26 protein-coding genes and 1 tRNA gene are annotated in these 24058 nt (G+C 55.6%); 8 read left to right on the top strand and 19 right to left on the bottom strand.

What is annotated here, in order from left to right; translation table 11 throughout:
- Position 1 precedes the first annotated feature (1 nt).
- Positions 2–1591, top strand: coding sequence for a microcin C ABC transporter ATP-binding protein YejF (gene yejF, locus CKO_RS02620; protein WP_012131576.1), 1590 nt, complete (start codon positions 2–4; stop codon positions 1589–1591).
- A 3-nt stretch (positions 1592–1594) separates the two neighbouring features.
- Here the strand turns inward: yejF and CKO_RS02615 are convergent, their stop codons facing one another.
- From CKO_RS02615 to rsuA, 3 genes are all read right to left on the bottom strand, one after another.
- Complete coding sequence (locus CKO_RS02615) at positions 1595–1939, bottom strand: YejG family protein (protein WP_024130169.1); 345 nt, start codon at positions 1937–1939, stop codon at positions 1595–1597.
- A 335-nt stretch (positions 1940–2274) separates the two neighbouring features.
- On the bottom strand, positions 2275–3465 hold the full coding sequence (locus CKO_RS02610; RefSeq protein WP_024130168.1) for a Bcr/CflA family multidrug efflux MFS transporter: 1191 nt from the start codon (positions 3463–3465) through the stop codon (positions 2275–2277).
- A 49-nt stretch (positions 3466–3514) separates the two neighbouring features.
- On the bottom strand, positions 3515–4213 hold the full coding sequence (rsuA, locus tag CKO_RS02605; protein WP_024130167.1) for a 16S rRNA pseudouridine(516) synthase RsuA: 699 nt from the start codon (positions 4211–4213) through the stop codon (positions 3515–3517).
- A 150-nt stretch (positions 4214–4363) separates the two neighbouring features.
- Here rsuA and radD point away from each other — a divergent pair, with 150 nt between their 5' ends.
- Together radD and rplY are read left to right on the top strand one after the other, a co-directional pair.
- Positions 4364–6124, top strand: a complete 1761-nt coding sequence (gene radD / locus CKO_RS02600; RefSeq protein WP_012131570.1) for a DNA repair helicase RadD — start codon at positions 4364–4366, stop codon at positions 6122–6124.
- Positions 6125–6248: 124 nt separating this feature from the next.
- Positions 6249–6533, top strand: a complete 285-nt coding sequence (gene rplY / locus CKO_RS02595) for a 50S ribosomal protein L25 (protein WP_012131568.1) — start codon at positions 6249–6251, stop codon at positions 6531–6533.
- Positions 6534–6663: 130 nt separating this feature from the next.
- Here the strand turns inward: rplY and yejK are convergent, their stop codons facing one another.
- Positions 6664–7671: a nucleoid-associated protein YejK gene (yejK, locus tag CKO_RS02590; RefSeq protein ID WP_012131566.1), complete on the bottom strand. Its 1008-nt coding sequence runs from the start codon at positions 7669–7671 to the stop codon at positions 6664–6666.
- A gap of 134 nt (positions 7672–7805) precedes the next feature.
- Between yejK and CKO_RS02585 the strand changes: the two genes are divergently transcribed.
- From CKO_RS02585 to narP, 4 genes are all read left to right on the top strand, one after another.
- Positions 7806–8033, top strand: coding sequence for a YejL family protein (locus CKO_RS02585; protein WP_012131565.1), 228 nt, complete (start codon positions 7806–7808; stop codon positions 8031–8033).
- A gap of 19 nt (positions 8034–8052) precedes the next feature.
- Positions 8053–9813 (top strand): LPS biosynthesis-modulating metalloenzyme YejM, encoded by a 1761-nt coding sequence (gene yejM / locus CKO_RS02580; RefSeq protein ID WP_012131564.1) that lies wholly within the window; start codon positions 8053–8055, stop codon positions 9811–9813.
- A 73-nt stretch (positions 9814–9886) separates the two neighbouring features.
- Positions 9887–9963, top strand: a tRNA-Pro gene (locus CKO_RS02575).
- A gap of 210 nt (positions 9964–10173) precedes the next feature.
- Positions 10174–10821, top strand: coding sequence for a nitrate/nitrite response regulator protein NarP (gene narP, locus CKO_RS02570; protein ID WP_012131563.1), 648 nt, complete (start codon positions 10174–10176; stop codon positions 10819–10821).
- Between the two features lie 78 nt (positions 10822–10899).
- Here narP and CKO_RS02565 read toward each other — a convergent pair whose 3' ends face one another.
- From CKO_RS02565 to napF, 15 genes are all read right to left on the bottom strand, one after another.
- Positions 10900–11949 carry a cytochrome c-type biogenesis protein CcmH gene (locus CKO_RS02565; RefSeq protein ID WP_012131562.1) on the bottom strand — a complete coding sequence of 350 codons (1050 nt, stop codon included), beginning with the start codon at positions 11947–11949 and terminating at the stop codon, positions 10900–10902.
- Positions 11946–12503, bottom strand: coding sequence for a thiol:disulfide interchange protein DsbE (gene dsbE, locus CKO_RS02560; RefSeq protein ID WP_012131561.1), 558 nt, complete (start codon positions 12501–12503; stop codon positions 11946–11948). The genes CKO_RS02565 and dsbE overlap by 4 nt, the downstream gene beginning before the upstream one ends.
- Complete coding sequence (locus tag CKO_RS02555; RefSeq protein ID WP_012131560.1) at positions 12500–14443, bottom strand: heme lyase CcmF/NrfE family subunit; 1944 nt, start codon at positions 14441–14443, stop codon at positions 12500–12502. Before CKO_RS02555 ends, dsbE begins: the two co-directional genes overlap by 4 nt.
- On the bottom strand, positions 14440–14919 hold the full coding sequence (ccmE, locus tag CKO_RS02550) for a cytochrome c maturation protein CcmE (RefSeq protein WP_012131559.1): 480 nt from the start codon (positions 14917–14919) through the stop codon (positions 14440–14442). The genes CKO_RS02555 and ccmE overlap by 4 nt, the downstream gene beginning before the upstream one ends.
- Positions 14916–15128: a heme exporter protein CcmD gene (gene ccmD, locus CKO_RS02545; RefSeq protein ID WP_012131557.1), complete on the bottom strand. Its 213-nt coding sequence runs from the start codon at positions 15126–15128 to the stop codon at positions 14916–14918. The genes ccmE and ccmD overlap by 4 nt, the downstream gene beginning before the upstream one ends.
- The gene (locus CKO_RS02540; RefSeq protein ID WP_012131556.1) at positions 15125–15862 is read right to left on the bottom strand and encodes a heme ABC transporter permease; all 738 of its coding nucleotides are present in this window, start codon (positions 15860–15862) and stop codon (positions 15125–15127) included. The genes ccmD and CKO_RS02540 overlap by 4 nt, the downstream gene beginning before the upstream one ends.
- Positions 15863–16006: 144 nt before the next feature.
- Complete coding sequence (gene ccmB, locus CKO_RS02535; protein ID WP_012131555.1) at positions 16007–16666, bottom strand: heme exporter protein CcmB; 660 nt, start codon at positions 16664–16666, stop codon at positions 16007–16009.
- Positions 16663–17289, bottom strand: a complete 627-nt coding sequence (gene ccmA / locus CKO_RS02530) for a cytochrome c biogenesis heme-transporting ATPase CcmA (RefSeq protein WP_102949630.1) — start codon at positions 17287–17289, stop codon at positions 16663–16665. Before ccmA ends, ccmB begins: the two co-directional genes overlap by 4 nt.
- Positions 17290–17295: 6 nt before the next feature.
- Positions 17296–17898, bottom strand: a complete 603-nt coding sequence (napC, locus tag CKO_RS02525; protein ID WP_012131552.1) for a cytochrome c-type protein NapC — start codon at positions 17896–17898, stop codon at positions 17296–17298.
- A 9-nt stretch (positions 17899–17907) separates the two neighbouring features.
- A complete protein-coding gene (gene napB, locus CKO_RS02520; protein WP_024130166.1) occupies positions 17908–18357 on the bottom strand; it encodes a nitrate reductase cytochrome c-type subunit in 450 nt (149 codons plus the stop codon).
- A complete protein-coding gene (napH, locus tag CKO_RS02515; protein WP_012131550.1) occupies positions 18354–19217 on the bottom strand; it encodes a quinol dehydrogenase ferredoxin subunit NapH in 864 nt (287 codons plus the stop codon). The genes napB and napH overlap by 4 nt, the downstream gene beginning before the upstream one ends.
- The gene (napG, locus tag CKO_RS02510; protein ID WP_024130165.1) at positions 19204–19899 is read right to left on the bottom strand and encodes a ferredoxin-type protein NapG; all 696 of its coding nucleotides are present in this window, start codon (positions 19897–19899) and stop codon (positions 19204–19206) included. Before napG ends, napH begins: the two co-directional genes overlap by 14 nt.
- A 6-nt stretch (positions 19900–19905) precedes the next feature.
- Positions 19906–22392 (bottom strand): nitrate reductase catalytic subunit NapA, encoded by a 2487-nt coding sequence (napA, locus tag CKO_RS02505; protein WP_012131548.1) that lies wholly within the window; start codon positions 22390–22392, stop codon positions 19906–19908.
- Positions 22389–22655, bottom strand: a complete 267-nt coding sequence (gene napD / locus CKO_RS02500; RefSeq protein ID WP_012131547.1) for a chaperone NapD — start codon at positions 22653–22655, stop codon at positions 22389–22391. Before napD ends, napA begins: the two co-directional genes overlap by 4 nt.
- The gene (gene napF, locus CKO_RS02495) at positions 22642–23136 is read right to left on the bottom strand and encodes a ferredoxin-type protein NapF (protein ID WP_024130164.1); all 495 of its coding nucleotides are present in this window, start codon (positions 23134–23136) and stop codon (positions 22642–22644) included. Before napF ends, napD begins: the two co-directional genes overlap by 14 nt.
- A 410-nt stretch (positions 23137–23546) precedes the next feature.
- On the opposite strand from napF, the gene eco reads away from it, so the two are divergent.
- On the top strand, positions 23547–24044 hold the full coding sequence (gene eco, locus CKO_RS02490; RefSeq protein WP_024130163.1) for a serine protease inhibitor ecotin: 498 nt from the start codon (positions 23547–23549) through the stop codon (positions 24042–24044).
- Positions 24045–24058: the final 14 nt, after the last annotated feature.

Below are 24058 nucleotides of genomic sequence, written 5' to 3'. Positions count from 1 at the left end.
GATGACGCATCCTCTGTTAACTATTGAGAATTTATCGGTAGGTTTTCGCCATCAGGAGAACGTGCGCACGGTTGTTAACGACATCTCTCTACAGGTTGACGCAGGCGAAACGCTGGCGCTGGTGGGCGAATCCGGCTCCGGTAAAAGCGTCACCGCGCTGTCGATTCTGCGGTTGCTGCCCTCTCCGCCTGCGGTGTATCTCGCGGGCGATATCCGTTTTCATGGCGAGTCATTGCTCCACACCAGCGAGCAGACGCTGCGCGGCGTGCGGGGCAATAAAATCGCCATGATTTTTCAGGAACCGATGGTATCGCTAAACCCGTTGCATACGCTGGAAAAACAGCTCTACGAAGTGCTGTCCCTGCACCGGGGAATGCGCCGTGAGGCCGCCAGGGCCGAAATCCTGAGCTGCCTGGATCGCGTAGGGATTCGTCAGGCCGCGAAACGGCTGAGCGATTATCCCCATCAACTCTCAGGCGGTGAACGCCAGCGCGTGATGATCGCAATGGCGTTGCTCACGCATCCTGAACTGTTAATCGCCGATGAACCCACGACCGCTCTGGATGTCTCCGTACAGGCGCAAATCCTGCAACTGCTGCGTGAACTGCAACGCGAACTGAATATGGGTATGCTGTTTATCACCCATAATCTCAGCATTGTGAAAAAACTGGCGGACACCGTGGCGGTGATGCAAAACGGACGATGCGTGGAGCAAAACCGTGCGTTGCCGTTGCTTAGCGCGCCTGAGCATCCCTATACGCAGAAGTTGCTGAACAGCGAACCCACCGGCTCCCCGGTTCCATTGCCCGGTGAGTCGTCGCCGCTACTGGAAGTGAGCCAGCTTCGCGTCGCATTCCCGATTCGAAAAGGGGTTCTGAAACGCGTGGTGGATCATAACGTCGTGGTTAACGAGGTGAGTTTCGCGCTTCGACCTGGTGAAACGCTGGGGCTGGTCGGTGAATCCGGGTCAGGAAAAAGCACCACCGGTCTGGCCTTGCTGCGGTTGATTCGCTCGCAGGGCAGCATCACTTTTGACGGCCAGCCGTTGCAAAATTTAACCCGCCGTCAGTTGCTGCCGGTTCGTCACCGTATTCAGGTGGTATTTCAGGACCCGAACTCATCGCTGAACCCCCGCCTCAACGTATTGCAAATTATTGAAGAAGGCTTACGCGTTCATCAACCGGCCCTTTCCGCCGGGCAGCGCGAAGAACAGGTTATCGCCGTCATGAAGGAAGTGGGTCTGGATGCTGAGACGCGCCATCGTTACCCGGCGGAATTTTCCGGTGGCCAGCGCCAGCGTATCGCTATCGCCAGAGCGCTAATACTGAAACCGTCGCTGATTATTCTGGATGAACCGACATCATCGCTGGACAGAACGGTTCAGGCACAAATCCTGGCGCTGTTGAAATCTTTACAACAAAAGCATCGCCTGGCTTACATTTTCATCAGCCACGATCTGCATGTTGTGCGCGCATTATGCCATCAGGTCATTGTACTGCGACAAGGAGAAGTGGTGGAACAGGGGCAATGTGAGCGTGTCTTTACCGCACCGCAACAGGAGTATACGCGTCAGTTGCTCGCGCTAAGCTGACGCTCAAAAAGGATTGTTGTTCGAAAAGGGTTCCGCTATCGCTACGCCGAAATTTTTCAGGCGGCAGGTCGCGGCAAATTCGTCCTGACGATTAACAAACAGGCACGGCTCGCCTTCGCACTCCAGAACGGAGCAAGGCACTTCGATGTCGCTAAGCGCCTGGCTAAGTGTATGCATCACCGGCCATGCGCTGTCGCCATCGGGGCTCAGGAGTTTAAGCGCCACCAGACTGTTTTCTGTGTTCTGCCCGTTTTGCGGAATCGGTTCAACTTTTGAACCTGCAAAACCCGTTGACCACCGATAGTTCTGCGGTAAACGATGAATGATTGAGAGTTGTAATGTAGTCACTTTCTTTCCCCGGAAGCACATTCACTTCACAATTTATTTACATCCATATTAACACATCATTGACAACCCGTCCTTAAACAGATCGAAAACGCTTACATCCCTGGTCTGAGCGGCCTGTACAGCCCGTTATTAAAATATTTTTTGCCAGTGCCGGACGTATTTGCGGGCTATATGTACCCGTTTCTGCGATCTAACTCAACCTTTTTAACTACAATGATGTGACTTTTTACATAAATTGATTTTACATAAAATAAACATAAATGGAAAAAATGATGGATTTGACGTTGATGTACGTCAACAAAGGAAGCCTTCCAGCTTCCATGTTGTGTATTAGATCACCGTTTTTTCGGGCGACTGGCGTAGAGATAGAAGAGAATGGAGCAGGTTGCGCAGAAAGCAATCGACCAAATCATCGGCCAGGCGGAGGTAAAGGTTGCCAGCGACAGCAGCGCCCCGACAATCGCGCCAATGCCAAACCGGAACGTACCGGCCAGCGACGAGGCGGTGCCCGCCATATGCGGAAATTCATCCAGAATAACGGCCATCGCGTTTGAAGAGACCATAGAAACGCATCCGACAAACGCCGCGACGCCAACCACCAGCGCCCAAAAGCCCACGCCAAACAGCGCGCTGAATACCATCCAGGCCGCCATCACAAACTGAATCCATAACCCGGTACGGAACATATTCAACGCCCCAACCCGGCGCACGAAGCGGCTGTTGATAATGGTCATCACAAACAAGAACACAATGTTCAGCGCAAAGTAATAGCCAAAATGCTGCGGCGACACATGGTTAATCTCGATATACACAAACGGGCCGGCGCTGAGGAACGAGAACATTCCCGCAAAGCTAAATCCGCTGGCCAGCATATAGCTCAGTACGCGTTTGTGTCGGAACAGCGAGGCAAAGTTCCCTATCGTGGTACGAATATGGAACGGCTGACGGCGTTCAACGGGAAGCGTCTCGTTAATCAACAAGAAGATCATCACCGATGCCAGAATCGCCGCCACCGCCAGAATCCAGAAGATGTAATGCCAGCTCAACCACACCAGAACCCACCCACCAATAATCGGCGCCATCAGCGGCGCGATTGTCGTCACCAGCATGACGAATGACATCATGCGGGAGAACTCTTCTTTCGGGTAGATATCGCGCATCAGAGCATTGATCACCACGCTCGCCGCAGCGGCGGCAAGACCGTGGAAGAAACGCATGATGATCAACTGGTCGATAGTCTGCGCCAGCGCGCATGCCACCGCCGCCGCCGCAAACACCAGCGTCCCGCCGAGGATAACCGGCTTGCGCCCGAGACTGTCCGCCATCGGGCCGTAAATAAGCTGCCCCACGGCGAACCCCAGAATATAGGTACTGAGGGTCATCTGCGCGCTGCCCGCCGGTACGCCAAACTGGGCAGAAATCACCGGCAGCGCCGGAAGATACATATCAATCGACAGCGGCATCAGCATGGCTAACAGGCCAAGGATAAAAACAATGGCAAAGGATGAGTGCTGCCGGGTGGTCACAAATGAACTCCTGAATTTAGCGGGACGTAAAGCGCCTGGCTCACCGGGTCTATAAACCGACGCTGGCGATTTCTTCTTCGGTCAACGGGCGATACTCGCCAGGTTCGAGGTCGTCATCCAGCACAATTGCGCCGATGCGTTCGCGGTGCAGTTCGACAACATGGTTCCCCACGGCAGCGAACATCCGCTTCACCTGGTGGTAGCGCCCTTCGCTAATGGTCAGACGCACCTGCGTCGGGGTGATCACCTCCAGCACGGCCGGTTTGGTGAGGTCTTTCTCATTATGCAGTTGCACGCCTTTGGCAAACTGTTCGGCGGTATCCGCAGCTACCGGCGATTCCAGCGTGACCAGATAGGTTTTCTCACAATGATGGCGCGGAGAGGTGATCCGGTGCGACCACTGGCCATCATCCGTCATCAACACCAGCCCCGTGGTGTCGATATCCAGCCGCCCGGCGGCATGCAGCTTGTACGCGACAGGTTCATCAAGGAAATAGAGTACCGTGGGATGATCCGGGTCGTCCGTTGAACAGACATAGCCCTGAGGCTTATTAAGCATAAAGTAGCGCGGGCCATTTTGCTGAACCAGCGTGTTGCCATCGTACTCGACATTATGTTCTGGCAGGAGTTTAAACGCCGCGTTTCGGATGATTTCGCCATCGACGGTAACACGGTTACTACGAATCTCACGCCCGGCAATAGCACGGCTGACGCCGAGTTGCTGAGCGATAAACTTATCAAGTCGCATGAGTTTGATTTTGCCTGTAATAATACGGAAATCGGGCATAACGCCCGAAAAATGAAGCCGTTGTCCATCCAGTATAACGGGCTCTAACCATCGCTCAAGGGAAATGATTCATGGCATACTATTCCCTGTACCGTTCATCGTAGTGAGACCATGATTTTTACACTTCGCCCTTACCAGCAAGAAGCCGTGGATGCCACGCTCAACCATTTTCGCCGCCACCGCACGCCTGCCGTGATTGTCCTGCCAACCGGCGCAGGCAAAAGTCTGGTGATTGCCGAGCTGGCGCGAGTGGCGCGTGGGCGCGTGCTGGTGCTGGCGCACGTAAAAGAGCTGGTCGCGCAAAACCATGCCAAATATTGCGCGCTGGGGCTGGAGGCCGACATTTTCGCCGCCGGTCTGAAGCGTAAAGAGAGCCACGGCAAGGTGGTGTTTGGCAGCGTGCAGTCGGTCGCCCGTAACCTTGACGCCTTCCAGGGCGAGTTTTCGCTGTTGATTGTCGATGAATGTCACCGCATCGGCGACGATGAAGAGAGTCAGTATCAGCAAATCCTGGCGCACCTGAGTAAAGTGAATCCCCACTTACGTCTGCTCGGCCTGACGGCCACCCCTTTCCGGTTAGGCAAAGGCTGGATTTATCATTTCCATTACCACGGCATAGTGCGCGGCGACGAAAAAGCGCTCTTTCGCGACTGCATTTATGAGTTACCGCTGCGCTACATGATTAAACATGGTTATCTGACGCCGCCGGAGCGTCTGGATATGCCCGTGGTGCAGTATGATTTTAGCCGCTTGCAGGCACAGAGTAACGGCCTGTTCAGCGAAGCTGACCTCAATCGCGAGCTGAAAAAGCAGCAGCGCGTGACCCCGCACATCATCAGCCAGATTGTTGAATTTGCCCAAACCCGCAAAGGGGTGATGATTTTCGCCGCCACCGTCGAACATGCCAAAGAGATTGTGGGTTTGCTGCCCGCCGATGATGCGGCGCTGATTACCGGGGACACGCCGGGCGCAGAGCGCGACGTGATGATTAACGATTTCAAAGCCCAGCGCTTTCGTTACCTGGTGAACGTCGCCGTGCTGACGACCGGGTTTGACGCGCCGCATGTCGATCTTATCGCTATCCTGCGCCCGACAGAGTCTGTCAGTCTTTACCAACAAATCGTGGGGCGTGGTCTGCGGCTTGCGCCTGGAAAAACTGACTGTCTGATCCTCGACTATGCCGGAAACCCGCACGATCTGTATGCGCCGGAAGTGGGCACGCCAAAAGGCAAAAGTGACAACGTTCCCGTGCAGGTGTTCTGCCCTGCCTGCGGGTTCGCCAATACCTTCTGGGGGAAAACCACCGCTGACGGCACGCTGATTGAGCATTTCGGTCGCCGCTGCCAGGGCTGGTTTGAAGATGATGACGGGCATCGCGAACAGTGCGATTTTCGCTTCCGCTTTAAAAACTGCCCGCAGTGCAACGCGGAAAACGATATCGCCGCCCGGCGCTGCCGGGAGTGCGACACGATTCTGGTCGACCCGGACGATATGCTGAAAGCGGCGCTAAAACTCAAAGATGCGCTGGTATTGCGCTGTAGCGGGATGGCGTTACAACACGGGCATGATGAGAAAGGCGAATGGCTGAAAATCACCTACTACGATGAGGACGGCGCCGATGTGAGTGAGCGCTTCCGATTGCAGACGCCCGCTCAACGCACCGCCTTTGAACAGTTGTTTATTCGCCCGCATACCCGCACGCCGGGTATTCCGTTACGCTGGATTACTGCGGCGGATATCCTGGCGCAACAGGCGCTGCTTCGCCACCCTGATTTTGTCGTCGCCCGCATGAAAGGTCAGTACTGGCAGGTGCGCGAAAAAGTCTTCGATTATGAAGGCCGCTTCCGGCGGGCACATGAATTGCGCGGTTAATCGTACTTTTGATTGATGTGATAGCCATTTGAGTATAGAATCTCGCCCGCTTTTGCATACGCAAAGCAGATCACTTACCTGTTGCTGGGTCGCCTGTAACAGGAATTATTTAAGAGAGATTTAAATGTTTACTATCAACGCAGAAGTACGTAAAGAGCAGGGTAAGGGTGCGAGCCGCCGCCTGCGCGCCGCTAACAAGTTCCCGGCAATCATCTACGGTGGCGCTGAAGCCCCGATTGCTATCGAACTGGACCACGACCAGGTTATGAACATGCAAGCTAAAGCTGAGTTCTACAGCGAAGTTCTGACCATCGTTGTTGACGGTAAAGAAGTAAAAGTTAAAGCTCAGGCTGTACAGCGTCACGCGTTCAAGCCAAAGCTGACTCACATCGACTTCGTTCGCGCGTAATCGCCAACAAGTTGAAGAAAAACCCCGCCACGGCGGGGTTTTTTTATGGTGCGCGACAAGGCGATGAACCGTAAGCCGAATAAGGTGCCTGCACCGCTATCCGGCGTTACAACACATAACGTCAAAACCGTTAATTACCGCCGGACGTCCGACGCTGGAGCTGATCGCGCAGGTTTGGCGGCGTTCCCTTGATCGTCAGCGTATCGGTCGCCGGGTCCCAGAAAATCCGCTCACCTAACAGCATGGCGTCGAAGTTGATGGTTAACCCACCGCCGCTCCCGGCATATTTCGTCAGCTGACGCAGCGTGCTGCGGTCCGCCGGGAAACTCTCTTCCAGCTCATAGCCTTTGTCAGCGGTAAATTCTCTGAAGCTGACTTCGCTGACGCCGGATAACTCTTTCGACAGCGATTCAAGCTCAATCTCTTCACCAGACTGCAATTGCTCATTGCAGTAGCTGTACACCTGCTGACGGACATTCTGACGTTCAGCTTTGTCCAGCTGCGCTTCTGCGGTGAAATCGTCCACCGCCTGCAACAGCCCCCGGTTTTGCGCTTTCGCGTTCAGCCCTTCGCTGGCGCCCAGGAAATCCATAAAGAAATCGGCCACTTTGCGCCCTACCCGGCCTTTCAGGAAGGTCAGATAACGGGTGGATTCCGGGTTCGTTTCCCATTCGGTCAAATCGATACGCGCCACAATATCCGCATGGTTAATATCCAGATAGTGCGTCGGGTTGATATCCAGGTTCTCATTCACGCGCATGCTGCTTAAGTTGTTCAGCACCGCCACCAGCAGATACTCCACCGCCAGATAACGGTAATGGCAGAACAGGACAATACCGCCGTCCGCAAACGGGTATTTCGCCAGTTCATCGCGTAAACGGCCGGTCGCCGCACGGCTAAAGGCAAGAAAATCCTCCTCGCCCTGACGCTGCAACCGCAGCGTTTGCGCCAGTTCACTCTCTTCGCTGAACAGGCCGTACGCTTTGTTCTTGGCGCTATAGACCCGGTGCAGTTCAGCCACCATATCGACAACGGTGGTTGTCGGCTCCAGTAATGAATCGCGCAAGACCAGCTCAAGATTTTGCTCATCACGTTTGATAAGCTGGTGCAGGGCAATCTGGTTGATATCCAGACTCATGATAAACTCTCCTTTATGACCGGGCGGTATTCAATCACCTGACGGGCGGTGACGCAACAGGAGATAAAAAAGCAGAAAAAAAACTGTTGCTACGGTAATATGTTGCCCTTTCATGAACAAACTGATTGCGATTTATGCCACAACACTCCCGCTATAGTGACGAACACGTTGAACAATTACTGAGTGACCTGCTCAACGTACTGGAAAAACATAAGGCACCGACCGACCTTTCCCTGATGGTGCTGGGAAACATGGTCACCAACCTTATCAACACCAGCATCGCACCGGCTCAACGCCAGGCGATTGCGAACTCTTTTGCCCGCGCATTACAGTCTTCAATTAACGACGACAAAGCGCATTAAGGGAAACGAACGGCTATTTATGGTAACTCATCGTCAGCGCTACCGTGAAAAAGTCTCCCAGATGGTTAGCTGGGGGCACTGGTTTGCACTGTTCAACATTCTGCTGGCCATGGTGCTCGGTAGCCGTTACCTGTTTGTCGCAGACTGGCCGACAACGCTTGCAGGGCGTATTTACTCGTACCTGAGCATTGTCGGGCACTTCAGCTTTCTGGTGTTCGCCGCCTACCTGCTGATCCTGTTTCCTCTGACATTTATTGTCATGTCTCAGCGGCTGATGCGTTTTTTGTCAGCCATCCTGGCGACGGCGGGCATGACGCTGTTGCTGATCGACAGCGAAGTTTTTACCCGCTTCCACCTGCACCTGAATCCCATTGTCTGGGAACTGGTCATTAACCCCGATCAGAACGAGATGGCGCGCGACTGGCAACTGATGTTTATTAGCGTGCCGGTCATCCTGTTAATCGAAATGCTGTTTGCGACCTGGAGCTGGCAAAAGCTGCGCAGCCTGACGCGACGTCGCCATTTCGCCAAACCGCTTGCCGCGTTCTTTTTCGTCTCATTTATCGCTTCGCATGTGGTGTATATCTGGGCAGACGCCAACTTCTATCGCCCGATCACCATGCAGCGCGCGAATTTACCGCTGTCATACCCGATGACGGCGCGCCGTTTTCTGGAAAAACACGGTCTGCTGGATGCGCAGGAGTATCAGCGCCGTCTGGTGGAACAAGGCAACCCGGAAGCCGTTTCCGTTCAGTATCCGCTGAGCGATTTGCAGTATCGCGACATGGGCACCGGCCAGAACGTACTGTTAATTACGGTCGACGCGCTGAATTACTCCCGCTATGAAAAACAGATGCCCGCGTTGGCCGCATTCGCCGAACAGAATACGTCGTTCACGCGCCACATGAGTTCAGGCAACACGTCTGACAATGGAATATTTGGTCTGTTCTATGGCGTATCGCCCAGCTATATGGACGGTATTCTGTCAACCAGAACGCCTGCCGCGCTGATCTCGGCGCTGAACCAGCAAGGCTATCAGTTAGGGCTATTCTCTTCTGACGGCTTCACCAGCCCGCTCTACCGCCAGGCGCTGCTGTCAGACTTCTCCATGCCAACCGTGCAAACGCAGTCCGACGAGCAGACGGCGAGCCAGTGGATTAACTGGTTAGGACGTTACGCCCAGGAAGATAACCGCTGGTTCTCATGGGTTTCCTTCAACGGCACAAACGTTGACGACAGCAACCAGAAAGACTTTGCGAAACGGTATGCCCGCGCCGCAGAGAACGTGGATGCCCAGATTAACCGGGTGCTCAGCGCACTGCGTGACGCAGGGAAACTCAACAACACCGTGGTGATCATTACGGGCGGTCGCGGCGTACCGTTAGCGCAGGAAGAGAGCCATTTCGCCTGGTCTCGCGGCCATCTGCAAGTGCCGTTGATCATTCACTGGCCGGGCACGCCAGCGCAGCGAATCAACACTCTGACCGACCATACGGATTTGATGACGACGCTGATGCAGCGACTGTTGCACGTCAGTACGCCAGCCAATGAGTACTCGCAGGGACAGGATCTGTTCAACGCCACGCGCCGCCATTACTGGGTGACCGCAGCGGACGGCAGTACGCTGGCGATTACCACGCCGGAAATGACGCTGGTACTGAACAATAACGGCACCTATCAGACGTACGATCTACACGGCGAGAAGATCAAAGACCAGAAGCCGCAGCTGAGCCTGTTGTTGCAGGTACTGACCGACGAGAAACGATTCATTGCTAACTGATTAATTATAAATCAGTTAGCAAGACATCCCCTTGCATTCGTGGTGGAAAGCGGTAGTATTGGCATCCACAAGTCGGCACGTAGCGCAGCCTGGTAGCGCACCGTCATGGGGTGTCGGGGGTCGGAGGTTCAAATCCTCTCGTGCCGACCAAAATCCCTTAGAAAAACCAACCTCTTACGGTTGGTTTTTTTATGCCTGCCGTTCCCTTCCACTACCGTGCTAACACCGCATAATCAAAAGGTTTTACTACTTACCCATGCCCAAAATAGGGTAAAATTTATTCTCTCATCAACGCGATGAATCTGGACGATTTTCGCGCTAAAAACAATAATGATACGAGTATGTACTCAGGAGAATAGTATGCCTGAAGCAACGCCTTTTCAGGTGCTTATTGTGGACGATCATCCACTTATGCGACGAGGTATTCGTCAATTACTGGAACTGGATACCGCATTTAATGTCGTTGCCGAAGCTGGCGATGGGGCGAGTGCTATCGATCTGGCAAGCCGTCTCGATCTTGATCTGATCCTGCTTGACCTGAATATGAAAGGCCTGAGCGGGCTTGATACGTTGAATGCGCTGCGTCGGGATGGCGTCACCGCACAGATCATTATCCTGACGGTTTCCGACTCTGCCAGTGACGTGTACGCGCTGATTGATGCCGGAGCGGACGGCTATTTACTGAAAGACAGCGACCCGGAAGTGCTGCTGGAAGCGATTCGTGCTGGCGCCAACGGCGGCAAGGTATTCAGCGATCGCGTCAGCGAATACCTGCGCGAACGGGAACTGTTTGGCGCAGAGGAAGATCCCTTTAGCGTGCTCACTGAACGCGAACTGGACGTGCTGCACGAACTGGCTCAGGGGCTGTCGAACAAACAGATTGCCTCCGTGCTGAATATTTCTGAGCAGACGGTTAAGGTGCATATTCGTAATTTACTGCGAAAGCTGAACGTGCGCTCGCGCGTCGCGGCGACCATTCTCTTTTTACAAACACGCGGAATGCAGTAACAAGATATGCCCGATGGCGCTACGCTTATCGGGCCTACAAGCCGCGTGGCAAGTACCGTCCGGCCTTGCCACACTCATTTATTCCGCCTGCGGCGAAAGCTGCGCTAATGCCTGCTTAATACTGCGTTCAATCACTGCCCGGCGGGAATCATTGGCGGGCAGCAATTTCAGCATCATCTCCCAGGCTGCGACCGCCTCGCCGAAACGCTGCTGCTCGAAGGCATTAAACGCATACATACTCAACGTCCGAATATTGGCATGATCGCTTCTCACCAGCTGGCGCAACAGCTCCCCTCCCCGACGATTATCATCAGGATCGGAAGAACGGGTCAGCGCTTCCGCATACCCTAATGCGGCATCGCTATTTTTGGGGTCCAGTCTGTACGCATTGGCATACGCTTCCGTCGCCGTGCTGGCGTTCCCCAGCACCATGCCGATACGCCCAAGCATAATCCAGCCTTCCACATTGCCAGCATCGCTTTGCAGTCGGGTACGCAAACCAAGCGCCAAGCGTGTCATCTCTTCTTCATTCAGCGGCTGCGCGTCAGGGTCCAGCGCGCGCTCCAGCAACTCTGGCGTCTGCGCCGTAGCCTGTTGCCAGATTTTTACCTGCTGATAGTTACCGGTCTGGTAGTAACTTACCGCCCCGACAATCAGCGCGATCACAACCCCGGGAGCAAGCAGCCATAATCCGGCCTGGCGTCCCTTCGGCGTCACCTCGTCAGAAAAGGTTTCCTGTTTTACACGTACGCGCCGCCGCGAACGGGCGAAGATAATCCAGCCGCCAGCGCCAATAGCGGCGATCGGCAAGATCCACAACAGCACGGTAAGCGGCGTCAGCGGCGGATCGTAGGTGACGAAGTTACCGTAGCGCGCCACCATGTAATCAACGATCTCCTGCTTACTTTTACCTTCCTGCATCAGTTCATAAACCTTCTGACGCAGGTCGGTGGCAATCATCGAGTTAGAGTCCGCGATGCTGTTGTTCTGGCATTTCGGGCAGCGCAGCTGCTCGGTGAGCTGGCGGAACTGCTGCTCCTGCGCTTCATCTTTGAACTGCATAACATCAATGGCAGCCAGCGACGAGCCGGAGATCACCAGCATCAGCACGCCCAGTAAGAATCTCATTGCGCGGCCTCCTTGCTGTACTGCTCCCAGAGCGGTTTTATTTCACTTTCCCATACCCTGGCGTTCAGATCGCCTGCATGACGATAACGAATGATCCCTTTACCGTCGATCAGGAAGGTTTCCGGCGCGCCGTAAACGCCCAGATCCAGCCCAAGCATACCGTCGCCATCAAACAGGCTTAGCGCATAAGGATTCCCTAACTCTTTCAGCCAGGTAATCGCTTTCTGGCGATCGTCTTTGTAATTCAGACCAACCACGCGAATTCCCTGCGCAGACAGCTGATTCAGATACTGATGTTCAGCGCGGCAGGTCGGGCACCAGGTCGCCCACACGTTGAGCAGCACCGGTTTCCCCTGAGTCAGCACGTCTGCCTGATAGTGCTGACCAGGATTTTCCAGCGATTCGAGACGGAAGGTCGGCACCGGTTTGCCAATCAGCGCCGATTCCAGATTCGTCGGATCGTCTCCTTCCGCATTACGCGCCAGCTGCCACAGCAACGCCGCCGCAATAACCAGAAAAATGACGAAAGGTATTAACAGTACGTTGCGCTTCATACAGCCTCCGGCGCGGTTTTTTGCGGGCATGAACGCTGGCGATAGCGCGGATCAAACAGGCAGAACAACCCGCCAAGCGCCATCAACAGCCCTCCCGCCCAGATCCAGCGGATAAACGGTTTGTAATACAGGCGCACCGCCCATGCGCCATTGTCCAGTTCTTCGCCGAGAGCGGCATACAGATCGCGGGTGATCCCGCCATCGATCGCCGCTTCCGTCATCATTGAGCTGGTGCTGTTATAAAAACGTTTTTCCGCATGCAACGTCGCTTCTGCTTTACCTTCCCGCGTCACGCCGATAATCGCCACCCCGCCGCGATAATTCGGGCCGGTAATCTCCTTCACTTCACGGAAGGTGAATTGATAGTCGTGGATGCTGACGCTGTCGCCCGCTTTCATGCGGACATCACGTTCCACGCTGTAGTTTTGGCTAAACGCGATGCCGACAATCGTCACCGCCAGCCCAACGTGCCCGGCGACCATTCCCCAGTAGCTGAGCGTCATTTTCGTACCGCGCGAAACGCGCTGCGCGACTTCCGCTACCGCCAGCACAAATACCCAGCACGCCATCGCCAGCCCGACCACCGTCATGGCGACAATCTTGTCTTCAAACAGCCACGGCAGCAGCATCGACAACACTAACGTGCTCACCAGCGCGATAACCAACAACCGCTGCAACTTGCGCGGTCTGTCACGTCCCCAGCGAACCAGCGGCCCGATGCCCAGCAGCAGCGCGAACGGCGCCATCAGCCAGGTGAACATGGTATTAAAGAACGGTTCGCCGATTGAAATACTGCCCAGACCGAGCTGTTTATGCACCAGCGGCAGCAATGTTCCCAGCAACACCACCAGCATGGCGGCGATAAGCAGGACGTTATTAGCTAACAGCAGTGACTCACGCGACCAGAGCGCGTTATTCACCCGCGAGCGAACCTTGTGTCCGCGCGTCGCGAACAGCAGCAGCGAACCGCCGATCACCAGTACCATAAAGGCGAGAATAAACATCCCGCGCGATGGATCGGAGGCAAAAGCATGCACCGACACCAGCACGCCAGAACGCACCAGGAAAGTACCGAGCAGGCAGAGTGAGAAGGCGCATATTGAAAGCAGGAGCGTCCAGGCTTTGAAGCTGGCGCGCTGTTCAGTCACCGCCAGGGAGTGCATCAACGCGGTGCCCACCAGCCACGGCATAAATGAGGCGTTTTCCACCGGGTCCCAGAACCACCAGCCGCCCCAGCCCAGCTCGTAATAGGCCCAGGCAGAGCCAAGCACGATACCCAGCGTTAAGAATACCCATGCGGCCAGCGTCCAGGGACGGGAAAAGCGGGCAAAGGTGCTGTCCAGACGCCCACTCATCAGCGCGGCGATCGCGAACGCGAACGCCACCGAGAAACCGACATAGCCCATATAGAGCAGCGGCGGGTGGAAGATCAGTCCCGGGTCCTGCAACAGCGGGTTCAGGTCGCGCCCTTCAATCGGAAAGTTGGGCAACGTACGGGAAAACGGGTTGGAGGTGAACAGAATAAACAGCAGAAAACCGACGCTGACCATCCCCATCACCGCCAGTACGCGGGCGACGATATCCAGCGGCATCCGCTGACTGAACACGGCCACAGCAAACGTCCAGCCGCTCATCAGCAATACCCATAGCAGAAGCGACCCTTCGTGCGCTCCCCAGGTCGCGGCGACGCGATACCAGACCGGCAGTTGCGTGTTGGAGTTGCTGGCGACATAGTTAACGGTAAAATCATTCACCACGAAGGCATTGATCAGCACCAGAAACGCGCCCATCACCAGGATAAACAGCAGCCAGGAGAATGGCCTCGCCGAGGCCATCATGCGCACATCGCCGCGCCCCACGCCCCACAGCGGATAAACGGACAGCAACAGCGCCACGCCGAGTGCGAGACACAGCAGCGCGTTGCCAATTTCAGGCATCATGATGCTTTATCCTTATAAACGCTTTCCGGGCGACGATGGTTTTCCTGCATCGCTTTTTCAACTTCCGGCGGGGTATAGTTTTCATCATGTTTGGCGAGCACCTCTTTCGCCTGCACATGGTTTTTCTCGCCCAGCTCCCCCTGCACCACCACGCCCTGCCCTTCGCGGAACAGATCCGGCAGAATGCCTTCGTACGTCACATCCACCACGCCTTCGGCGTCGTAGATGCTGAAATTCACTTTCAGCGAATCCGGGTCGCGCTTCACGCTTCCGGGCATGACCATGCCGCCGACGCGCAGGCGTTGCCCCACTTCAGGCAGTTGGTGCGTTTCGCGTTTACCGTAGAGAATTTCGCCTGGCGTATAGAACAGGTCGATATTGGAACGCAGCGCATAAAGTACCAGCGTGATAGTCAGAGCCAAACCGGCCAGCACCGCGCAGGCTATCCACAAACGATTTTTACGACGGATATTCATGCCGCCTCCCGCTGCGCCTGCGCCGCACGCATCCGCGCTTCACGCGCTCGCTGCTGCGCCACACCGCGCAAAATCACGCGGTGCTGCATGGCGGTATGCACCACCAGCGCCGCCAGTGGGATCACGGTCATCACAACCGCCAGCCAGACATAAAAGGCGTAACCGCCCATAGCAAAGAAATCACTCCAGGATGCAAATGCGCTGGTCATTGGCGGCCTCTTTTTAAAATCAGTTCACTCACCCACGGGCGACGTTTTTCCATTAACAAAATCAGGTTACGCATCCGCATCAGCGCCAGCGTGATAAACAGCAGCAGATAACCGATAATCGCCAGGCGCAGCGGCGCTCGCATCGCCGGGTCAATGCTCTGCTGCATACGAGTTGATCCCTGATGTAGCGTATTCCACCACTCCACCGAGTAGTGGATGATCGGCAGATTAACGACGCCAATCAGCACCAGAATGCCCGCCGCGCGCCCCGCCAGGCGGCGATCGTCAAAGGCGTGCCACAACGCTATCGCCCCGACGTACAGGAACAGCAGCACCAGTTCAGAGGTCAATCGCGCGTCCCATACCCACCAGGTTCCCCACATCGGTTTGCCCCAGGCGGAACCGGTAACCAGCGCGATAAAGGTAAACACCGCGCCAACAGGCGCCATCGCCGCCACCGCCAGGTTAGCCATTTTCATTTGCCAGACCAGACCGATGAATGCGGCGACCGCCATCGAGGCGTAAATCCCCATCGACCAGATCGCCGCCGGGACATGCAGGTAGATGATGCGGTAGCTTTGCCCCTGCTGATAATCCGCAGGCGCGAAGCCAAACCCCCAGACCCAGCCCGCCGCCAGCACCACCACGCTGGCTATCGCCAGCCACGGGATGAACCAGCCACAGATCTGATAAAGCCGTGGGGGAATCGCCAGTTGATGAAGTGTTTTCCACATAGTTCAGTCACCAGATTCAATCAAAACGAATGAAACTTCAGTTATGCCGGATGACGGCAAAGACGCCTTATCAGACCTACAGACTTTCCTGATAAGCGTAACGTCATCCGGCATCCTACAGTTTGTCGCCAGTCAAAGACCGCGCTACTGCATGCTGATACGTAACGCTGCCGCCGTAGCAAAAGGGCTTAACGTTGCGCTGCCCGCCAGCAACGCGCCCAAAATCGCCATATATCCCTCAACGGGCAAATGCATGGAGGCCGCATCCATCGCCGCAGTGGCGAAAATCAGTAACGGAATGGTCAGCGGCAGCACCAGCACGCTCAGCAATACGCCGCCGCGCTTCAGGCCCACCGTTAACCCCACGCCCGGCGCGCCAAGAAAACTCAGGGTCGGCGTGCCAAGCAGCAGAGTCAGCGCCATGATTTGCCAGCCGTACATATCCATTCCCAGCAATAACGCCACCAGCGGAGAGAGGATCAGCAACGGCAGACCGGTCACCACCCAGTGCGCCATCACTTTCGCCAGCACCACCGCCGGTAACGGCAGCGGCAGGAGCATCAGTTGCTCCAGGCTGCCGTCCTGTAAGTCATCGCGAAACAGACGTTCCAGCGCCAGCAGCGAAGAGAGCAACGCCGCCACCCAGATAATGCCGGGAACAATACGCGCCAGCAGCTGCGGCTCCGGGCCAATGCTCAGCGGGAAAAGCGTGATAACAATCAGAAAGAACCACAGCGGGTTAGCGATTTCCGCGCTATGACGAAACGCCACGCGCAGCTCAAGACGAAAGATTTGCCACATCATTGCGCTGCCCTCTCGCCGGTCAGCGCGATGCGCCGTATTTTGTCAGTCGCGACATTCAGCGGCTGGTGCGTGGTGAGGATGACGATCCCGCCCTGCTGTGTATGTTCAGCCATGCGCTGTGTCAGGCGCTCAACGCCATTGACATCAATGGCGGTAAACGGCTCGTCGAGGATCCAGAGCGTCGCGCGGGTCAGCCACAGACGCGCCAGTGCCACGCGCCGTTGCTGTCCAGCGGAAAGCTGGTTGACGGGGATGTCTTCGTATCCGGCCAGCCCCGCCTGCGCCAGCGCGGCCAGACACTGCGCCGTATCGCCGTCATGGTGGAAAAAGCGCAGGTTCTCCAACGCCGAAAGCCGGGTTTTAATCCCCGGCTGATGTCCAATCCACAACAGATTTTGATGGTAGCTGTCGCGCACGCGGTGCAACGCCTGCTCTTGCCAGCACACTTCCCCTGCGTCGGGGCGCGCCAGCCCGGTGAGCAACCGCAAAAGGGTGGTTTTCCCCGCGCCGTTGCCCCCGGTAATTTGTACCCATTCCCCTGCGTTCACGCGAAACGACAGCCCACTGAACAGTATTCTGTCATCCCGCTCGCAGAGCAGTTCTCTGGCTTCAAGCATACCCACTCATTATTAAAAGCCCGGTTTCACTTCGCGCATATCCGGGAGTTTATGCGCAATCCCTTTGTGGCAGTCGATACAGGTTTGCCCCTCTTTCACTGCCTGGTCGTGCATTTTGGCGGCAACGCCTTTCTGAGCGGTGAGATCCATAAATTCGAAGTTGTGGCAGTTACGGCACTCCCGCGAATTGGTGTCTTTCATCCGTCGCCACTCGCTCTGCGCCATTGTCAGACGGTGATCTTCAAACTTCTGCGGAGTATCGATAATGCCGAACACCTTCCCGTACAGCTCTTTACTGGCCTTGATCTTACGGATCATTTTCGGGCCCCACTCGTGCGGAACGTGACAGTCAGGACAGGTGGCGCGAACGCCGCTGCGGTTGTTGTAGTGCACGGTTTCCATGTATTCCTGATAGACGGTGTTGCGCATTTCGTGGCAGCTGATACAGAACTCTTCGGTGTTGGCCTTTTCCATCCCGGTGTTGAAACCGCCCCAGAAAATAATGCCGCCAACAAAACCGATTAACAGCAACGTGCCGATCGCCAGGCGGCTGGGGCGACGCCACCATTGCCAGACCCGCTTAATCACGCCAGGTTTACGGTTAGAATTTTCCATAATGACCTCTTATTTCCCGTAACCTTTCGACGGGGTAAAGGTATTACCCACGATCGGCGCGGCATCCGCCTGCGGCACATGGCACTGCAAACAGAAGTAACGACGCGGCGCGACTTCGCCTAAAACTTTGCCGTCGCTGTCCATAAAGTGCGTTGGGCTAATACGCGGCGCGCCGGTCGTACGGTAGCTTTCCACACCATGACATTGCAGGCAGCGGTTGGTATTGGTCGTTACCTGATAACCTTCAACGCTATGCGGGATCATCGGCGGCTGATTAACATAGTTCAGCGGCATACGTTCCTGCTCTTTCGGCATGCGAATCGCCCCTTCCTGCGTCCCCGAAACTTCCGGCGACTGGCTCAGATCAACTCCGTTTGCTGCCCAAACCGCACCACTCACCACCAGGGCAAGCAGGGCCGTCCATTGACACAGCGCTTTCTTCAGGTCATGGCTTTTCATGATTTCGCTCCCGAACTCCATCGTGTTGTTATTGTAAATACGTCCTCAGAACAGACATCCACGCAGCGACCGCACGTCATGCAATCGCGGCTGGTGACCTGCACCGGACTTTGCTCATCCAGCACCGGCGCACGCAGGACGTGCGGTTCCGGGCAAACATGAAAACAATCCATACAGCGGTTACATTTCTCGCGATCTTTCGCCGCCACCGTTAGCGCGCCTTTACTTCCCAGCACGCCATACAACGCGCCCAAAGGGCAGATATGTCCGCACCAGCCGTGTTCAACGACCAGTAAATCAAATAAAAACAGAGCGATAATCAGCAGTGCACCGCTACCGAATCCCATCACCAGGCTACGCCCCAGCAGGGAAACCGGGTTTATCCATTCCCACAGTAGCGTTCCGGTTAGCGCCGATCCCACCAGCACGACAACCAGAAGGACGTACCGTATATGACGCGGAATCGTTGCGGACTGATTCAGGTCAAACCTTCTGCGTAGCCAGTTCGCAAAATCGGTAATTGGGTTCAGCGGACAGACCCAACTGCAAAATAATCGCTTTCCTGCCAGGGCATACAGCACCGTAATAATGGCGGCGCCGGTCAGCGCAACGGCGGCAGGTAAATGCCCGCTGGCAAGGCTTTGCAACGTTATCAGCGGGTCGGTTAAAGGAATGGTATCCAGCAACAAGCTACTGCTGTAGTTACCGTGCAGAATCCAGACGCCCGCCCACGGGCCACTGAGAAACATTCCCAGCACCAGAAACTGACTTATCCGCCGCAAAATCAGCCAGCGATGGCTGCGCCACCAGCCTTTTTTCGCTCGCGCTTCGCGCCCGGCATCGCGTTTACGATTTGCCATCTTTCCCCTCCAGCCAGCCGAAGCGGTAGTGGTGCCCCAACTCCCCTTTCGCCAGCGACAGCGGCAACACTTTTATCGCCGGTTGTTCCAGCACACAGACTTTTTCGCACTTACCGCAGCCGGTGCAGGCGTCGCTGTGAACGGTGGGAAGAAAGCGCGCATGTTTGCCGGTACGCATATTGCGATCCAGCTCCAGCGTGATCGCCTCATCGATTTTTGGGCACTCGCGATAACAAACGTCGCAGCGCAGTCCCTGGAAGTTAAGGCAGTTCTCCTGGTCCAGCAGTACCGCCAGCCCCATGCGCGCATCGTCAATGGATTCGATCTCTCGATCCAACGCCCCACTGGGGCAAACTTTGGCGCATGGAATGTCTTCACACATTTCGCAGGGAATATCGCGGGCGACAAAGTAAGGCGTACCGGCAGACAAACCCGAAGCTAGCGTCGCCAGCTTCAGGGTGTCATACGGACATGCCTGAACGCACTGCCCGCAGCGCACGCAGGCGCTGGCGAACGCGTCTTCACTCAATGCCCCCGGCGGGCGCAACCGCACGCCCGTTGCGCGAGCGGTTTGCTGCTGTAACCCCAGCGCTACGCCAACGGCAGCCAGCCCGCCTGCCGTGCGAACCATATCGCGCAAAAAGCGGCGGCGGCCATTTTGGGGTTTCGCTGACCGGGACATGGTGTGTTACACCTTCGCCAGTTTGACGGCGCACTTCTTGAAATCCGTCTCTTTAGAGAGCGGGTCCGTCGCATCCAGCGTCAGGTTGTTCACCAGCTGTGCGGCGTCGAAGAACGGCATGTACACCAGTCCCTGCGGCGGACGGTTACGCCCGCGCGTTTCAACAACCGAAATCACTTCCCCACGGCGGGAGATGACTTTGACCTTATCGCCACGGCGCAGGTCGCGCGTTTTCGCGTCCAGCGGATGAATAAAGAGCACCGCTTCCGGGAAGGCGCGATGCAGCTCAGGCACGCGGCGCGTCATGCTGCCGGTGTGCCAGTGCTCCAGTACGCGACCGGTAGAAAGCCACAGGTCATACTCTTTATCCGGCGCTTCCGCGGCGGGTTCAAACGGCAGGGCGAAAATCACCGCTTTGCCGTCCGGCTTACCGTAAAACTTGTAGCCTTCTCCCGCTTTGACATACGGGTCATGGCCTTCGCTGTAACGCCACTGGGTCTCTTTACCGTCAACCACCGGCCAGCGCAGACCGCGCGCTTTGTGATAATCATCGAACGGCGCGAGATCGTGGCCGTGTCCGCGACCAAACCAGGCGTACTCTTCAAACAGCCCTTTTTGCAGGTAGAAACCCAGCTCACGGGATTCATCGTTCAACTGGTCTTCCGCCAGATCGGTCAGCGGGAATTTGCTGACCGCAGGCGTGGCAAACAGAACGTCGTAGAGGGTTTTGCCGCGCAGTTCTGGTTTTTGCGCCAGCAGATCTTCCGGCCAGACCTCTTCCGTTTTGAAACGACGAGCGAACTGCACCAGCTGCCACAGGTCTGATTTCGCTTCACCCGGCGCTTTAATTTGTTGACGCCAGAACTGGGTACGACGCTCAGCGTTACCGTAGGCCCCTTCTTTCTCCACCCACATCGCCGTTGGCAGAATCAGGTCAGCGGCCAGCGCGCTGACGGTCGGGTACGGATCGGAGACGATGACGAAGTTACGCGGATCGCGCCAGCCCGGCATACGCTCTTCATTGATGTTCGGCCCGGCCTGCATGTTGTTGTTGCACATCACCCAGTAGACGTTCAGCTTGCCGTCTTTCAGCGCACGATCCTGCGCTACGGCGTGCAGACCGATTTTCGCCGGGATGGTGCCCGTTGGGATCTGCCAGTGTTTTTCGCAGATATCACGGTGTTTTTCATTAGTGACCACCATGTCCGCAGGCAGGCGGTGGGAGAATGTCCCAACTTCACGCGCCGTACCACAGGCGGAAGGCTGACCGGTCAGGGAGAACGGACCACAGCCTGGCTGGGAGATCTTGCCGGTCAACAGGTGCAGGTTATACACCAGGTTGTTGGCCCATACGCCACGCGTATGCTGGTTAAAGCCCATCGTCCAGTAGGAGATCACTTTTTTCTTCGGATCGGCATACAACTGCGCCAGCTGCTCCAGCTGATCTTTCGGCACGCCGGTCATTTCTGCGGTTTTCTCCAGCGTGTACTCCGCGACAAACGCTTTGTACTCGTCGAAGCTCATCGGCTCAGAGGCGTCGGAGCCCGGATTCTTCGCCGCTTTTTCCAGCGGATGCGTTGGACGCAGGCCATAACCGATGTCGGTCGTCCCTTTACGCAGGTTGACGTATTTGCTGAAGAAATCCTGATTTATCGCATTATTTTGAATGATGTAATTGGCGATATAGTTGAGGATCACCAGATCGCTTTGCGGCGTAAAGACGATGCCGTTATCCGCCAGCTCAAAGCTACGATGCTGGAAGGTTGAGAGAACCGCGACATTAACGTTCGGATCGGACAGGCGACGGTTGGTGATGCGCGACCACAGGATCGGGTGCATCTCCGCCATGTTAGAGCCCCATAGCACAAAGGCGTCGGCTTGTTCGATATCGTCGTAGCACCCCATCGGCTCATCCATACCAAAGGTACGCATGAAGCCCACCACCGCCGACGCCATGCAGTGGCGCGCGTTCGGGTCGATATTGTTGGAACGGAAACCGGCTTTGAACAGCTTCGCGGCGGCATAACCTTCCCAGACCGTCCACTGCCCGGAACCAAACATACCAATCGCTTCCGGCCCTTTTTCTTTCAGAGAGGCTTTAAATTTCTCTTCCATCACATCGAAGGCCTGATCCCAACTGATTGGGGTAAATTCGCCTTCTTTGTTGTACTGGCCGTCTTTCATGCGCAGCATCGGCTGCGTTAAACGGTCTTTGCCATACATAATCTTGGGCAGGAAGTAGCCCTTAATGCAGTTAAGGCCACGGTTGACCGGCGCATCAGGATCGCCCTGACAGGCCACAATACGACCCTGCTGAGTACCGACCAGCACGCCGCAACCCGTTCCGCAAAAACGGCACGGGGCTTTGTCCCATTTGATGGCTTCCTGCTGACCAACCACTGCGCGGGCGACGCCCGGCACGCTTAGCCCGGCAGCCGCCGCAGCGGCCGCAACGGCGTTAGCTTTCATAAAGCTACGACGACTGAGTTTCATGGTGTTTCCTCACCTTGCTCATCCTGCTGGTGATAAACCAGCGACACCGCCAGCACGCCCGCAACGTTGCGTACCGACTCAATTGTTTGCATCAGCGTTCCGCTGTGTTCTGCTTCCACCACCACGATCAACTGACCGCTGTCGACATCGCTCAGCGCGACTTCACAGCCCGGAAACTGGTGCAATTGCGTGCTGATGTCGGTGATGTGCTGACTTTTGGCCTGGACGACCAGGCTACAGACCTGCCAGTTACTGTGCTGCATGGTTGTACTCCGCATTGATCGCTGATGTCGGGCAAATGGCGACACACGCCCCGCATCCGCTGCATGCCTGATTGTCGAGTTGCGGCTGATAAATGCCTGACAGCGTGGGGCGAAACGTTATCGCCAGTGGTTCGCAGCTATCCTGGCAGCGATGACACTCAACGGACTGATACGCCAGACAATTCTGCCCAATCGTAAAGTTCAGATCCCAGGCCCTGGTGTGGCGCGGAAGGAAGAGTGATTCAGGACAGGCTTGCGCGCAGGCATAACAAAAGCTGCATTCACCCTGCTTAAAATTAACGCCCGGATAGCCGCCTTGCCCCCGCTGTAAAATGTCGGTTTCACATGCCTGAATGCAGGCGTCACAACGGATGCAGTGCGTCAGGAAGTGTGATTCGTCCCCAGACCAGGGCGGACGGAGCCCGCTGTTGGCTTTGCGCCAACTGCCTGTCAGTATTCCTCGACGGGATAGATCAACCATGACATCGCCCTTCCATCACGACGCTCACACCGGAAGGTGAACGACTAAATAAACCGCACTACCACTAAGTCATTATTATGATCGGTAAGATATTTCAGGATGTGTTAGAGGTGCATACCCCGATTGGGGTAAATGCTGTCGCCGGATCAAAAGAGTGTGGGGTTAGCGTATCTGAATGTGCTTTTGTTCACATTTCAAAGGGTTATATCAATAAGTATATAACGAAAGGCTTAAATGGAGAATAATCCTATTTAACATGTATAAAATGGAATATATCGCTATCAAACAAGTAAACACTCAATTAACCATCTTAAAATATAAGTAAATTTAGATTAATAGCCAATATGAATGTGTTAACCTGCCGGGAATCGTTCAGAAGACAGAAGAAAGGAAACGCTGTGAACTCGAAAATGAAGACAATTGTACCTGCCGTACTGTTAGCGGCTTTCGCCAGTACCTCCGCATGGGCGGCGACCAGCGATGCCAATACGCAACCTCTGGAAAAAATCGCGCCGTATCCGAAAGCGGAAAAAGGGATGAAGCGCCAGGTTATCCAGCTTACTCCCCAGGAAGATGAGTCTACCCTGAAAGTGGAACTGCTGATCGGCCAGACGCTGGAAGTGGATTGCAACCATCACCGTCTTGGCGGCGAACTGGCGAGCAAAACGCTGGAAGGCTGGGGTTACGACTACTACGTTTTTGATAAAGTAACCTCCCCGGTTTCTACCATGATGGCCTGCCCGGATGGCAAGAAAGAGCAGAAGTTTGTGACGGCCTATCTGGGCGATGCCGGAATGGTGCGTTATAACAGCAAGCTGCCGATCGTGGTGTACACCCCGGCTAACGTAGAGGTGAAATACCGTATCTGGAAAGCGGAAGATAAAGTACAGGACGCAGTGACGCGTTAAGGAACGTTTTGCCG

The sequence above is a fragment of the Citrobacter koseri ATCC BAA-895 genome (genome assembly GCF_000018045.1).
In the GTDB taxonomy this organism is placed as follows: Bacteria; Pseudomonadota; Gammaproteobacteria; order Enterobacterales; family Enterobacteriaceae; genus Citrobacter_B; species Citrobacter_B koseri.
The sequence above is the reverse complement of the archived record's forward strand: the minus strand, read 5'-3'. Positions and strand labels throughout refer to the sequence as shown.

Excerpts from the sequence above, each read along its gene's own strand:
- yejF (WP_012131576.1), top strand. The coding sequence starts at position 2 with ATGACGCATCCTCTGTTAACTATTGAGAATTTATCGGTAGGTTTTCGC.
- rsuA (WP_024130167.1), bottom strand. The coding sequence starts at position 4,213 with ATGCGACTTGATAAGTTTATCGCTCAGCAACTCGGCGTCAGCCGTGCT.
- radD (WP_012131570.1), top strand. The coding sequence starts at position 4,364 with ATGATTTTTACACTTCGCCCTTACCAGCAAGAAGCCGTGGATGCCACG.
- rplY (WP_012131568.1), top strand. The coding sequence starts at position 6,249 with ATGTTTACTATCAACGCAGAAGTACGTAAAGAGCAGGGTAAGGGTGCG.
- yejK (WP_012131566.1), bottom strand. The coding sequence starts at position 7,671 with ATGAGTCTGGATATCAACCAGATTGCCCTGCACCAGCTTATCAAACGT.
- CKO_RS02585 (WP_012131565.1), top strand. The coding sequence starts at position 7,806 with ATGCCACAACACTCCCGCTATAGTGACGAACACGTTGAACAATTACTG.
- yejM (WP_012131564.1), top strand. The coding sequence starts at position 8,053 with ATGGTAACTCATCGTCAGCGCTACCGTGAAAAAGTCTCCCAGATGGTT.
- narP (WP_012131563.1), top strand. The coding sequence starts at position 10,174 with ATGCCTGAAGCAACGCCTTTTCAGGTGCTTATTGTGGACGATCATCCA.
- CKO_RS02565 (WP_012131562.1), bottom strand. The coding sequence starts at position 11,949 with ATGAGATTCTTACTGGGCGTGCTGATGCTGGTGATCTCCGGCTCGTCG.
- dsbE (WP_012131561.1), bottom strand. The coding sequence starts at position 12,503 with ATGAAGCGCAACGTACTGTTAATACCTTTCGTCATTTTTCTGGTTATT.
- CKO_RS02555 (WP_012131560.1), bottom strand. The coding sequence starts at position 14,443 with ATGATGCCTGAAATTGGCAACGCGCTGCTGTGTCTCGCACTCGGCGTG.
- ccmE (WP_012131559.1), bottom strand. The coding sequence starts at position 14,919 with ATGAATATCCGTCGTAAAAATCGTTTGTGGATAGCCTGCGCGGTGCTG.
- ccmD (WP_012131557.1), bottom strand. The coding sequence starts at position 15,128 with ATGACCAGCGCATTTGCATCCTGGAGTGATTTCTTTGCTATGGGCGGT.
- CKO_RS02540 (WP_012131556.1), bottom strand. The coding sequence starts at position 15,862 with ATGTGGAAAACACTTCATCAACTGGCGATTCCCCCACGGCTTTATCAG.
- ccmB (WP_012131555.1), bottom strand. The coding sequence starts at position 16,666 with ATGATGTGGCAAATCTTTCGTCTTGAGCTGCGCGTGGCGTTTCGTCAT.
- napC (WP_012131552.1), bottom strand. The coding sequence starts at position 17,898 with ATGGAAAATTCTAACCGTAAACCTGGCGTGATTAAGCGGGTCTGGCAA.
- napB (WP_024130166.1), bottom strand. The coding sequence starts at position 18,357 with ATGAAAAGCCATGACCTGAAGAAAGCGCTGTGTCAATGGACGGCCCTG.
- napH (WP_012131550.1), bottom strand. The coding sequence starts at position 19,217 with ATGGCAAATCGTAAACGCGATGCCGGGCGCGAAGCGCGAGCGAAAAAA.
- napG (WP_024130165.1), bottom strand. The coding sequence starts at position 19,899 with ATGTCCCGGTCAGCGAAACCCCAAAATGGCCGCCGCCGCTTTTTGCGC.
- napA (WP_012131548.1), bottom strand. The coding sequence starts at position 22,392 with ATGAAACTCAGTCGTCGTAGCTTTATGAAAGCTAACGCCGTTGCGGCC.
- napD (WP_012131547.1), bottom strand. The coding sequence starts at position 22,655 with ATGCAGCACAGTAACTGGCAGGTCTGTAGCCTGGTCGTCCAGGCCAAA.
- napF (WP_024130164.1), bottom strand. The coding sequence starts at position 23,136 with ATGGTTGATCTATCCCGTCGAGGAATACTGACAGGCAGTTGGCGCAAA.
- eco (WP_024130163.1), top strand. The coding sequence starts at position 23,547 with ATGAAGACAATTGTACCTGCCGTACTGTTAGCGGCTTTCGCCAGTACC.